Source organism: Pseudomonas sp. PAMC 25886, assembly GCF_000242655.1.
Classification (GTDB): Bacteria; Pseudomonadota; Gammaproteobacteria; order Pseudomonadales; family Pseudomonadaceae; genus Aquipseudomonas.
The window spans coordinates 1-12,449 of the sequence record NZ_AHHC01000073.1 but is presented as its reverse complement, the minus strand read 5'-3'; the positions used below and the strand labels follow the sequence as shown (position 1 = coordinate 12,449).

The 12,449-nt window shown below is 62.6% G+C and carries 8 protein-coding genes; 5 read left to right on the top strand and 3 right to left on the bottom strand.

What is annotated here, in order from left to right:
• Positions 1–6: 6 nt before the first annotated feature.
• Positions 7–1,437 (bottom strand): aminotransferase-like domain-containing protein, encoded by a 1,431-nt coding sequence (locus MUM_RS0124560; protein ID WP_010175186.1) that lies wholly within the window; start codon positions 1,435–1,437, stop codon positions 7–9.
• A gap of 130 nt (positions 1,438–1,567) precedes the next feature.
• Between MUM_RS0124560 and MUM_RS0124555 the strand changes: the two genes are divergently transcribed.
• The 3 genes from MUM_RS0124555 (at position 1,568) to MUM_RS0124545 (ending at position 4,639) form a co-directional block, all read left to right on the top strand.
• Positions 1,568–2,203, top strand: a complete 636-nt coding sequence (locus MUM_RS0124555) for a LysE family translocator (protein WP_010175184.1) — start codon at positions 1,568–1,570, stop codon at positions 2,201–2,203.
• A 79-nt stretch (positions 2,204–2,282) separates the two neighbouring features.
• Entirely contained in the window at positions 2,283–3,341 is a 1,059-nt protein-coding gene (locus MUM_RS0124550; protein ID WP_029616081.1) for a diguanylate cyclase, read from the top strand.
• A 68-nt stretch (positions 3,342–3,409) separates the two neighbouring features.
• On the top strand, positions 3,410–4,639 hold the full coding sequence (locus MUM_RS0124545) for a M20/M25/M40 family metallo-hydrolase (protein ID WP_010175180.1): 1,230 nt from the start codon (positions 3,410–3,412) through the stop codon (positions 4,637–4,639).
• 151 nt (positions 4,640–4,790) lie between these two features.
• Here MUM_RS0124545 and MUM_RS0124540 read toward each other — a convergent pair whose 3' ends face one another.
• Positions 4,791–7,862 (bottom strand): efflux RND transporter permease subunit, encoded by a 3,072-nt coding sequence (locus MUM_RS0124540; RefSeq protein WP_010175178.1) that lies wholly within the window; start codon positions 7,860–7,862, stop codon positions 4,791–4,793.
• Between the two features lie 2 nt (positions 7,863–7,864).
• The gene (locus MUM_RS0124535) at positions 7,865–8,971 is read right to left on the bottom strand and encodes an efflux RND transporter periplasmic adaptor subunit (protein ID WP_010175176.1); all 1,107 of its coding nucleotides are present in this window, start codon (positions 8,969–8,971) and stop codon (positions 7,865–7,867) included.
• Positions 8,972–9,168: 197 nt separating this feature from the next.
• Between MUM_RS0124535 and MUM_RS0124530 the strand changes: the two genes are divergently transcribed.
• Entirely contained in the window at positions 9,169–10,035 is an 867-nt protein-coding gene (locus MUM_RS0124530) for a pirin family protein (protein WP_010175174.1), read from the top strand.
• Between the two features lie 63 nt (positions 10,036–10,098).
• A complete protein-coding gene (locus MUM_RS0124525; protein WP_010175172.1) occupies positions 10,099–11,541 on the top strand; it encodes a mechanosensitive ion channel domain-containing protein in 1,443 nt (480 codons plus the stop codon).
• Positions 11,542–12,449: the final 908 nt, after the last annotated feature.

Sequence of the window (12,449 nt, the reverse complement as noted above, 5' to 3'; positions counted from 1 at the left end):
CTCCACTTAATCCGTAACCCCGGCGCCAACTCTTCGGGTTGGCGCCCCCAGCAACGCCTCAAACTCCGCCTGAACCCGCCCTTCGTCGCAATGCGCCACATTAAACCGCATAAAATCCCGCAACCCCGGCTCATACCCGAACAACGCCCCCGGCGCCAACACCATCCCACGCTTCAAGCCGGCTTCAGCCAGCCGCTCACCATTCACCCCGGCCGGCAACCGCGCCCAGATGAACATCCCGCCCTCAAACCCCATCGGCAGCTCACACCCACAACGCCGCAGCCACTGCTCAACCCGCCCCCCGGCCTCAAGCAGCCGCTGAACCATGCGCTTGCGATGCCTGGCATACCCGCCCTCACTCAGCAGCCGATACACAATCTGCTCGAACAGCTCCGACGTTATCCCGCCACTCATCAACTTCATGTTGGTCAGGTTCGCCGCCAACTGCGGCGCCGCCACCACATAACTGACCCGCGCATTCGCCGTCAGCACCTTCGAAAACCCCGACAGGTACGTCACCTGCTCCAATCCCGCCAACGTCGCCAGACGCGGCGGGGGGTTAGGGTGCAAGTCCCCGTAAAGATCATCCTCGACGATATGGCAGTGATACTCCCTGGTCAGTTGCAACAGGCGAAACGCCTGGCTCGGACTGAACGAATGCCCGGTCGGGTTATGCAACACGCTGGTGGTCAGGTACAGGCTGGGACGATGCTCGGCGAGCAATTGCTCAAGCGCCGCAAAATCAAAACCGTCAGGCCGCCGGGCGATGGTCAACACCTTGACCCCATGCAATGCCAGGTTGGCGTGGAAGTTGAAATAACACGGCGCATCCAGCAACACCGTGTCCCCGGGCCGTGCCAGCAAGCGCATGAGCATGTCCAGGCCTTGCACCGTGTTGGGCGTGGTGATGATCTGCTCCACCGGCACCGACAACCCCTCACCGTGCAGTTTCTGTTGCAACGCCTGGCGCAATGGCAGCAGGCCCGCCGGAGTGCCCAGCCCGGCGATGCGCAAGGTGGGGGCGCGCACTGCGCTGCGCATGGCCTGGCGCAATACGTCGGAGTCCAGCCAGTCTTCCGGCAGGTGGCCGCCGCCGGGGCGCAGGTCGCCCTGGGCCATGGCCAGGGGGCGGCGCAGTACGCTGAGCAAGTCCTGGGGCAGCAAGTCGACCCAGTTACTGGACGACGGCTGCGCCAGGCTGCTCGCAACGAAGTGCCCGCGGCCCTGGCTGGAGGTCAGCAGGTGACGCCCGCGCAGGCGATCCAGCGCTTCATTGACGGTAAATTTTCCGACGCCCAGTTGTACGCCCAACTCACGCACCGAAGGCAGTTTGCTGCCTGCCGCCAACTCGCCTTGCTCAATCGCATGGGCCAGGGCATCGACGATCTGCTGCACTTTCGGTGCCCGATCATGAAAGTGAATCGCGGGAATGGGCATCACACTGTCCTTAAGTTTGCCGCCAACTTTACCGGTAAAGTCTGCGCATATATCCGTGGAGTTTACCTGCCTCTGGCGCGGCGTGCGCCCTAGACTGCACGCCTTACTTCCTGCTGTGAAACCCCACGCCATGGTCACCGCGCTGACGCTGTCTTCGTTTTTGTATTTCCTGCTGTTGTGCACCACCCTGGCGTTCAGCCCCGGCCCCATGACCCTGTTATTGCTCAGCCTTGGCCTGAAGGACGGCCTGCGTCGCTCCCTGCCGGCGCAGTTCGGGGCGAGTGTGTCCTACCTGGTGTCGATCCTGATCTTTGCCGTGGGTTTTTCCGAGCTGATCAAGGACTACCCGCTGATCACCCGAATCATCCAGGTGGTGGGCGTCGCCTACATCCTTTACCTGGCCTACAAGCAATGGACCAGTAGCGGGGTGACGATCAAGACCAACGACCCGACCCCGGAAAATGCCCGCAGCCTGTTCGGCAAGGGCCTGCTCACCGGGCTGTCCAATCCCAAGGCAATCATTCTGTTCAGCGCGGTATTCCCGCAGTTCGCTGCTATCGGCCAGGGCAGCGCCGCCGCCGATATCGCCATCCTCGGCCTGACCTTCCTGTTGCTGCAATTTGCCAGCGGCTGCCTGTATTGCTATTTCGGCCAGCGCATCAAGCACGTGCTGGAAAATCCCAAGCGTCGGGTGTTGCTGCAAAGGGCCACGGCGGTGCTACTGCTGGGGGTTGCGTTGATGTTGGCCCGGGGCTTTTCCAGCTGAAGGCCAGCTTATGAGCGGTAGTGGCGATCTGCCGTTGCCCTGATAGACTTCGGGCATTCATCCAGGATCAAGCCAGACCATGCCAGCCGCAGGAGGAAAGGGACTTTCGCTCGCCATACGCTTGTACAAGTCGCGCGCCCTGGGATTGACCCTCGGGTTTATCTGTGTGGCCGCCGCCATCTATCCGCTGGATAAACCCGCTTGGGTCTGGGCGGTGATGGTTGCCAACGCCTTTATCTGGCCGCATGTGGCGTACCAATGGTCGCGACGCTCACAGAACTCCCTGCGTTCGGAACACCGCAACCTGCTGTTCGACTCGTTCTGCGGCGGGTTCTGGGTGGGCGCCATGCAGTTCAACCCGCTGCCCAGCGTGACCACCTTGTCGATGATGACCATGAACAACGTCGCCATCGGCGGCCCGCGCTTCATGTTCGCCGGCTGGGTGGCCCAGGCGCTGGGGATCGGCGCGTCGATGCTGGTGTTCACCCCGGCGGTGACGGCCCTCACCAGCGAAGTGCAGCTCTACGCCTGCCTGCCGATCCTGATGCTGTATCCCCTGGCCCTGGGCTGGATCTGCTACCGGCAAGCGATCACCCTGGCGCGGCACAAACGCGAGTTGCTGGCCCTGAGCCGCACCGACAGCCTGTCCGGCCTGCTCAACCACGGTGCCTGGAAAGACCACCTGGAAATCGAGTTCCAGCGCTGCCGCCGCGACCAGCAGGGCGCTGCCATCGCGCTGATCGACATCGATCACTTCAAGACCATCAACGACACCTACGGCCACGTCACCGGCGATATCGTGCTGCGCCAGTTGAGCAAAGTCCTGCGCCAGAACCTGCGGGCCACTGACCTGGCCGGGCGTTATGGCGGCGACGAATTCTGCGTGATCCTGCCGGACATGCCCCTGAACCGCGCCACCGAAGTGATGGACGCCCTGCGTGACCGCTTCAACTCACTGGCCTACGCCCAGGACCCGACCTTGCGCGCCAGCCTGAGTATCGGCCTGGCGCCGTACCGGCCGGCACACGGTGACGCCACCAGTTGGCTGAACGATGCCGACCAGGCGCTGTACGAAGCCAAGAGCAGCGGGCGCAACCGGGTCAGTTCGGTGCAGGGAAGTTGGTTGAGGTCGATCTGAGGATCAACAAATTGTTTATTGTCAGGTAGGGTGGAGCGCTACCTTCCAACAAAAACAAGGATCGGTTCATGCTCTTCAACTTCCCCCGCACCTTACTGGCTGCCACCCTGGCGCTGTCGTTCGCCATGCCGGCCTTCAGCGCCGAACCCCACAAACAGATCCAGGCCGATTCCGAGCAGTACAAGGCCGACGCCTTGAAACTCCTGGAGCGCCTGGTGAATATCGATTCGGGCTCCGGCTACGAGCCGGGCCTGACCCAAGTGCGTGACATCGCGGTCGACGAGCTCAAACAACTGGGGTTCAGTATCCAGCTGGTGCCCGATGCGGCCGCCCATAACAGCCATGTCATCGCCACCCTTAAAGGCACCGGCAAGGCCAAGATCCTGCTGATGGCCCACATGGACACCGTGTTCAAGGAAGGCTCGGCCGCCGCCCGGCCGTTCCACATCAAGGACGGCCGTGCCTATGGCCCGGGCGTGATGGATGACAAGGGCGGCATCGTCGCCGGCATCTATGCCTTGAAAGTCCTGAAAAACCAAGGCTTCAAGGACTACGCGCAAATTACCTTCCTGCTGGATGCCAGCGAAGAAACCGGCACCGACGGCGCCTCCGAGCTGATCCGCAACACCGCCAAGGGCCACGACGTGACCCTCAACCTGGAACCGGGTCGCCCGGCGGACGGCCTGGTGGTGTGGCGCAAAGGCAGCGCCACCGCCGTGGTTGAAGTCAAGGGCAAGGCCGCCCACGCGGGTGTGGCGCCGGAGTTGGGGCGCAATGCGGCGATGGAAGCGGCGCACCAGATCCTGCAACTGGGCAAGCTGGGGGATGCGGAGAAGAAAACCACCATCAACTTCACCGTGATCAATTCGGGCGACCGGGTCAACGTGATCCCGGACCAGGCCACTGCCAAGGCTGACGTACGGGCCGCATTGCCGGAAGAGTTTGACCGGATCGAGAAAGACCTGGCGCGGGTCTCGGCCAACAAGCTGATCCCCGAGACTGAAGTGACCACCAGCCTGCACCGCGGCCTGCCGCCGATGCCGCAGACGCCGGAGTCGGACAAGCTGGTCGCGATTGCCCAGGGGATTTATGGCGAGTTGGGTCGCACGTTGACCATTGAAGGCAGCGGCGGGGCGGCGGATGCCAGCTTGTCGGCTGGCGTGGGCACGCCGACCCTGGACGGGTTCGGGATTGTCGGGGGCAATATCCATACGCCAGAGGAATATGCCGAGGTGGAGAGCGTGGCGCCGCGGATTTACCTGCTGAGCCGGATGATTATGGAGCTGTCAAAGCGCTGATCCGAAACCATCACTGATCGTCTGTGGAAGCAGATCAAAATGTGGGAGCTGGCTTGCCTGCGATAGCGGATTGTCAGTCATGAATTCTTTGACTGATACACCGCCATCGCAGGCAAGCCAGCTCCCACACTGTCCTGTGGTGTTGGTTGGATCAGCTTGCGGTCACCACTTCCCGCGTCTTCTCCCGCCCCAACACCAAGCTGCACAACGCCGGCAAGAACAGCAACGTCAACACCGTCCCCACCAACACCCCGCCAATCAGCACATACGCCAGCGACGACCAGAACACTGACAGTGTCAGCGGAATAAACGCCAATGCCGCCGCCAGCGCGGTCAGGATCACCGGGCGTGCCCGGCGCACCGTGGCCTCGATGATCGCCTCGCGAATCACCATGCCATGGTCCTGGTTCTGGCGAATCTGGTCGGTAAAGATCAGCGTGTTGCGCATCAAGATCCCGCCAATCCCGATCAGCCCCAATATCGCGTTGAACCCGAACGGCTGGTTGAACAGCAGCAACGTCGGCACCGCTCCGATCAGCCCCAGCGGCGCGGTGGCGAACACCATGAACATCACCCCGAACGAACGCACCTGGAACATGATCACGGTCAATGTCAGCAGGATCATGATCGGGAACAGCGCCGCCAGCGCGACGTTGGCCTTGGCGCTTTCTTCCACCGGGCCGCCGATGACGATTTGATAACCGGCCGGCAGCTTGGCGATCAGTGGCTGCAGGTCCTTGTACACCGCCATTTCCACGTCTGGCGGCTGGGTGCCGTCGACAATATCGGCACGCACTTCCACGGTCAGCGCCCGGTTGCGGCGCTTGAGGATCGGCTCTTCCATCACCGCCTGGAAATGCCCGACCTGGGCCAGTGGCACCGACACGCCGGCGCTGTTGGTCAGGGTCATGTTGTCCAGGTTGCCGAGGTCTTCGCGTTGGCTGCCCTGGGAGCGGGCGACCACTGACACGGTGCGATTGCCTTCGCGCACTTCGGTGATCGGGTTGCCGCTGAGCAGCGCATTGAGCTGGGATTTTACCCCGTCGGGGGTAAAGCCCAGCAGGCGCAGACGGTCCTGGTCCAGCACCAGCCGATAACTGCTGGCACGCTCGCCCCAGTCGAGGAAGCTGTCGCGGGTGAGTTTGTTGGCGGCGACTACCTGGCGCACGTCTTCAGACAGGCCGCGCAGCACGTTCAGGTCGGGACCGGACACGCGAAACACCACCGGAAAGGGCACGGGCGGGCCGAACACCAATTGGGTAACCCGCACCCGTGCCGACGGAAACTCACCCGCGGCGATGCGTTCACCCATGCGCTTTTTCAGCGCGTCCCGGGCATGGGCGTCGGCGGTCTGCACGATCAGCTTGGCGAAAGCCGGGTCGGGCAACTCCGGGTTCAGCGACAGGAAAAACCGTGGCGCACCGCCGCCGACGTAGGTGTCGACCATCACGGTCTGCGGTTCCTCCATCAGCGCTTTTTCGACCTGCGCCGCCACCGCCTCGGTGCTTTTGAAGGCGCTGCCCGGCGGCATATACACCTCAAGGATCAGCTCGGACCGGTCGGAGTTGGGGAAGAACTGCTTCTTCACCACGCCCATGCCCAGGCCACACAACACAAAGGCGGACACCACCAGCCCGGTCACCCACCAGCGGTTGCGCACACAGGCGTCCACCAGGCGGCGCAGTTTCTGGTAATAACGGCCGGCATAAATCGCATCGTGGCCGCCGGCAACCGGCTTGATCTGCGGCAGCAGCTTGACCCCCAGGTACGGGGTGAACACCACCGCCACCAGCCACGACGCGATCAGCGCAAAGCCGACAATCCAGAAAATATTCCCCGCGTATTCCCCGGCACCCGAGCGGGCAAAACCCACGGGCAGAAAGCCGATAATCGTCACCAGCGTGCCGGTGAGCATCGGTGCGGCGGTGGAGCTCCAGGCGAAAGTGGCCGCGTGAATCCGGTCAAAACCTTCCTCGAGTTTGACCACCATCATCTCGATCGCAATGATCGCGTCGTCCACCAGCAGGCCCAGGGAAATGATCAGCGCGCCCAGGGTCACCCGGTCGAATTCGCGGCCGGTCATCAGCATGATCACAAACACGATCGACAAGGTCAGCGGCACGGCCGCGGCGACCACCAGCCCGACCCGGAACCCCAGCGCCAGCAGGCTGATGACCATCACCACGGCGAGGGCGACGAAGAACTTCAGCATGAACTCGTTGACCGCCAGGCTGATGTTTTTCGCCTGGTCGGAGACCTTTGCGAAGTTGACTCCCAACGGCAGGTCGGCCTGGATTTTCGCCTCCTGGGCCTTGAGGGCCTTGTCCAGTTCCAGGCCGTTCCAGTGCTTCTCCATGATCACCCCGAGCATCAGGGAGGGGTCGCCCTGATGGCGGATGCGGTAGCTGGGCGGGTCTTCATAACCGCGGCTGACGGTGGCGACATCAGCGATGCGCAGCAGTTTGCCATTGGCTTCCAGCGGCACGTTTTCGATCAGCGCCAGGCTGTCGAACGCCCCGTCGATACGGATATACGCCCGGGCGCCAGCGGTTTCGACAAAGCCTGAAGGCGCCACGGCGTTCTGGGCGGCGAGGGCGGCGAAAATCTGCTCGGGCTTGATGCCCAGGGTGGCCAGGCGTTCATAGGAGAACTCGACGAAGATGCGCTGCGCCTGTTCGCCGAGGATGTTCACCTTCTTTACGCCCGGCAGGTTGAGCAGGCCCTGGCGCATGTCCTCGGCCATTTGCACCAGTTGCCGGTGGGGCAGGTGTTCGGCCTCCAGCGCGTACAGGGAGAAGTACACGTCGGAGTATTCATCGTTGAAAAATGGCCCGATCACGCCCTTGGGCAACTTCGCGGCTTCGTCGCTGAGTTTTTTGCGGGTCTGGTAGAACAGGTCCTGGATCTCGCTGGGGCGGGTGGACTCCAGGTACGTCATGCGCATCGACACAAAACCCGGCTGGGCGATGGTCTCGACGCGGTCGTAGTAGTCCAGCTCTTGCAGGCGTTTTTCCAGGCGGTCGGCGACTTGTTCCTGCATCTCCCGGGCTGTGGCGCCGGGCCAGGCGGCGGTGATGGTCATGACCTTGACGGTGAACGAAGGGTCTTCGGCGCGGCCCAGCTTGCCAAAGGCAAAGACCCCGGCGGCGAGGATCGCGATGATCAGGAACAGCGTGACCGCGCGATGCTTGACCGCCAGTTCGGAGAGGTTGATACCGCGCATTATCAGTGTTCCTGCTGACGGTTGAGGGCCAATGCCTGGGCCGGCAACAGGCGTACCGCGTCGCCGCTGTGCAGCAGGTGTGCGCCGAGGGCGACCACCACCTGGCCCGGGCTCACGCCGCTGTCGAGCAGGGCGTCTTCCTGGCCGAGGCGGGCGACGTTCACCGGGGCAAAGCTGACTTTGTCATCGCTGCCGATCACCCATACCCCCGTGCCCTTGCCGGCATCCTGCAGGGCGCCGATGGGCACGCGGGTTTGCTGCGCCTGGCCGTCACCCTGCAGTCGCACGGTTATGGTCGAACCCAGGGCGAAGCGGTCGACTGGGCCATGCAATACATAACGGGCGCGGTAGGTGCGGGTGGTCGGATCAGCGCTGGCGGACAGTTCACGCAACGTGGCGGTCACCGCCTGTTCGGGGGCGCCGAAGGGAAACGCCAGGGCTCTTTGCGAAGCCTGGTCGCGCTGGTTTTCCGGCAGGTTGACGATGGCTTCCCGGGCGCCGTCGTGGGCCAGGCGCGCCACCACTTGCCCCTCGGCGACCACTTGGCCGCGGTCCACCCGCACGTCGGTGATGATGCCGTCGCTGTCGGCCCTGAGCACCGAGTAGGTGCGGCGGTTTTCGATCTGGCTGGCGTCGGACTGCGCCGAGGCCAGCTCGGCTTCGGCCACCCGCAGGTTGGTGGCGGACTGGTCGAAAATCTGCCGCGACACCGCGCCGGTATTGGCCAGGCGCTGGTAGCGGGATTCATCGTCCCGGCGTTGGCGCAGTTGGGCCTGGGCCGCATTGACGCGGTTCTTCGCCGAGCGCAGGGCCAGTTCGAAGTCGCCGATGTCCAGCACCAGCAAGGTGTCGCCACGGCTGACATGCTGGCCGGGATCCACCTTGCGCTCGATCACCTTGCCGCTGACGCGAAACCCCAGATCGCTTTCAGTACGGGCGGCCACCACGCCGGTGTAGGCGCTTTGCTGGCTGCCGGCGGCTTCAACCTTGGCGGCCAAAACGGGGCGGGGCAGGGGCGCCTCGGCGACGGGGTCGGCCTTGTTGTTGCAGCCGGCGAGTATCGCCAACAGGGCAAGGTGCGTGAGAAGACGCAGGGGAAGAGGGTTCATGGCGGGCTCCGTGGGGCGGGTGTACGTGTGGAGAAGGTAAAAATTACGCACGTAATATTTAGCGCCATATTATGGTCGAAATATAAAATAATCCAGCCCCGCGTGAGCGTTCCATGGGTGGGACGATCAAGGCCGATTTTGCCCTCTAGCGCCGGATTGATAACGGATTTAAGGTGTATTCATTACTGGAGACACATATGAAAAAGATCATCGGCCTCTACACCAGCCCACGCGGGCACTGGGTTGGCGACGGCTTCCCGGTTCGCACGCTGTTTTCCTACGACACCATGGGCAAGCAGATCAGCCCGTTCCTGTTGCTGGATCACGCCGGTCCTGCGGCATTCACCCCGACCGAACAACGCCGTGGCGTGGGCCAGCACCCTCATCGCGGCTTTGAAACCGTGACCATCGTCTACAAGGGCGAAGTCGAGCACCGCGATTCCACCGGCGCCGGCGGCACCATTGGCCCGGGCGATGTGCAATGGATGACGGCGGCGAAGGGCATCATTCACGAGGAATTTCACTCCGAGGCCTTCGCCCGCAGCGGCGGCGCCCTGGAAATGGTCCAGTTGTGGGTCAACCTGCCGGCCAAGGACAAAATGGCCGACGCCGGTTACCAGACGATCCTCGACAGCGATATCCCGACGCTGCCCCTGGCCGACAACGCCGGCAGCCTGCGCTTGATCGCCGGCGAGTTCGACGGGGTCAAGGGCCCGGCCCGTACCTTCACGGCTATCGACGTGTGGGACATGCGCCTCAACGCCGGCCGTTCGGTGACGCTGGACCTGCATGCCGGGCGCAACACCGCGTTGGTGGTATTGCGTGGCACGGTGCGGATCAACGCAACCGAAGTGGCGCGGGAAGGCCAGTTGGCGTTGTTTGAACGCGATGGCACGCAACTGCGCCTGGAGGCCAGCGACGACGCCATGGTGTTGCTGCTCAGCGGCGAACCGATCGACGAACCCATCGTCGGCCACGGTCCGTTCGTGATGAACACCGAGCAGGAAATCCACCAGGCGTTTGCCGACTATCAGTCCGGGCAATTCGGGCAGATGCAGCGCTAGGGCGCTATACCCTCCAGAGGCATTTCATGCGATCTTCATGGCATTCGCCCTGGAGTCGCCTGGATGCCCTCATTTATCTCCGATCACCCGATGTTCTGTGCGCTGGCGCTGGTGCTGATCGACATCGCCGTGTGGCGCCTGATCTCTGCCAATTTCGGCAACTGGAAGCTGGTGGCGCGCGTGGTGATCTTCGCCGTGTTCAGCGCCGTGTTGTTCAACGAAGGCATGAACCCGATGCAGGTCGCGCCGTATGGCGACAACGTGGCGCTGCACCTCGCGGCCACGGCGTTCCAGATTGGCTGGTGGTTGTTTGCGGCGCGCACCCTCACGGTATTGCTCGGCGCGGTGATGATGCAGCGGGTCGGGCACACCGGGCGGTTGCTGCAGGACCTGGTGGGGGCGGTGATCTTCCTGATCGCGATCATCGCGGCCATGGCCTACGTGCTCGACCTGCCGGTCAAGGGCGTGCTGGCCACTTCCGGCGCGGTGGCAATCATCGTCGGCCTGGCGTTGCAAAGCACCTTGAGCGACGTGTTTTCCGGGATCGTCCTCAACACTACCAAGCCCTACCAACTGGATGACTGGATCTCCATCGACGGCACTGAAGGCCGGGTGATTGATATCGACTGGCGTGCCACCCAATTGCAAACCTCCCAGGGCAGTCTGGCGGTGGTGCCCAATTCGTTGGCGGCCAAGGCCAAGATCATCAACTTTTCACGCCCGGCGGATATGTTTGGGCTGTCGGTCAGCCTGCAAGTCAGCCCGCATGCGCGGCCGCAAACCGTGCTGGATGCGCTGGAGCGGGCGATGCAGGGGTGCCGGCCGTTGTTGGCCAAGCCGGCGCCCAGCGTCGCATTCAAGACGTCGGCCAGTGGTGGCGTCGAATATGAGATCAGCGGGTTTGTGCCGGCGATGACGCTCAAGCGTGAGGTGCGTAATCAGCTTTATGATTTGGCGTTCCGGCATTTGCAGGCGGCGGGGGTGAGTTTGTTGTCGGCTGCCGAGAGTAATACGCCGGTGGCGGTTTCGCGGGCGCGGGCGTTGTTGGAGAGTTCTTCGATTTTCTCGACGTTGCGTCAGGAGGAGAAGGAGACGTTCAGCCAGAACATGACGCTGCAAACCTTCCGCGCCGGGGAGATGATTTTGCCGGCCGGGGAGGTGAGTGATCATCTGTTTATCATCGAATCGGGGGTGATTTCGGTGATGTTGACCAAGGCCGGGCACAAGTTTGAAGCCGGGCGGATGGGGCCGGGGGAGGTCATTGGCGAGGCGGGGATTCTCTCGGAGCAGGGCGTGCCTGCGGACTTTTCGGCGAAGACGTTTTGTACGTTGTACCGGATTGAGAAGGAGTATCTGAAGCCTTGTCTGGATGCTCGGCATGACATCAGTGAGGCGATGAAGAGTTTGTTGGATTTCCGGTTGCATGCGGCTCAGAGTTTGACGCAGGAGGCGCCTGTGGTGCCTGTGAAGAAAGGGTTTATGCAGTGGCTCAGGAGTCGGGGCTGATTTTTTGGTGTACATATCCGTTTCTTTGGTAACGGCTGCCTATGGTTTCGCTCTTACAGCGACTCACTTTGGAAAAGCCCCAAAGTAAGCAAAGGGCTCTGCCCCGCCTGTCGGCACCTCGCCCAGGCTCGGTGTTCCCTCACTCCGGCATTGCTCCGCGGGCCGCCGCGACGGGGCGTCCCTGCCCCGTCGCGGCTAAACCGGCGTCCTGCCGGTTTACCCGCTCCTCAATCCCTGCGTTCGGCCTCGGGCTTATTGGGGCAGTCAGAGCCAGATCAAGATCAAAAGCAAGAGCACAGCGGCCTACAGGCCGGCTTGAGTGGTAGAAGCCAGATCAAAAGCGAAAGCCAAATCTGAAACTGATGCAGCTCTGCTTTTCTGTGGGAGCTGGCTTGCCTGCGATGCAGGCAACTCGGTCTCTCAGGTACACCGAGGCGATGCTATCGCAGGCAAGCCAGCTCCCACATTTGACCGTGCTCGCTTTAGATTTTGATTTTGCCTTTGCTTCACACCACTCAAGCCGGCCTGTAGGCCGCTGTGCTGTTGATCTGCTTTTGATCTTGATCTTAGGCGCCCCGTTAAACCACGCTGGCCGAACGCAGGTGGTACGGAGCGGGTAAACCGGCAGGACGCCGGTTTAGCCGCGACGGGGCAGGGACGCCCCGTCGCGGCGGCCCGCGGAGTAGTACCGGAGAGAGGGCACACCGAGCCTAGGCGAGGTGCCGAGTGGTGGGGCAAGAGCCCTTTTGGTTACTTTTGGGGCTCTTTTCCAAAAGTGACCCGCTGTAAGAGCGGAACCCATCTCCGCCATCACCCAAATAACGGATATACACCCCACCCCAGCAACAACCAGCCTACGCAGTCTTCCCGGTATGGTTATTCAGCGAAATAACCTTGGTCTTCCCAAT

Bases quoted from the DNA above. Each gene is read 5' to 3' on its own strand.
- MUM_RS0124540 (WP_010175178.1), bottom strand. From the start codon at position 7,862: ATGCGCGGTATCAACCTCTCCGAACTGGCGGTCAAGCATCGCGCGGTC.
- MUM_RS0124560 (WP_010175186.1), bottom strand. From the start codon at position 1,437: ATGCCCATTCCCGCGATTCACTTTCATGATCGGGCACCGAAAGTGCAG.
- MUM_RS0124555 (WP_010175184.1), top strand. From the start codon at position 1,568: ATGGTCACCGCGCTGACGCTGTCTTCGTTTTTGTATTTCCTGCTGTTG.
- MUM_RS0124525 (WP_010175172.1), top strand. From the start codon at position 10,099: ATGCCCTCATTTATCTCCGATCACCCGATGTTCTGTGCGCTGGCGCTG.
- MUM_RS0124550 (WP_029616081.1), top strand. From the start codon at position 2,283: ATGCCAGCCGCAGGAGGAAAGGGACTTTCGCTCGCCATACGCTTGTAC.
- MUM_RS0124530 (WP_010175174.1), top strand. From the start codon at position 9,169: ATGAAAAAGATCATCGGCCTCTACACCAGCCCACGCGGGCACTGGGTT.
- MUM_RS0124545 (WP_010175180.1), top strand. From the start codon at position 3,410: ATGCTCTTCAACTTCCCCCGCACCTTACTGGCTGCCACCCTGGCGCTG.
- MUM_RS0124535 (WP_010175176.1), bottom strand. From the start codon at position 8,971: ATGAACCCTCTTCCCCTGCGTCTTCTCACGCACCTTGCCCTGTTGGCG.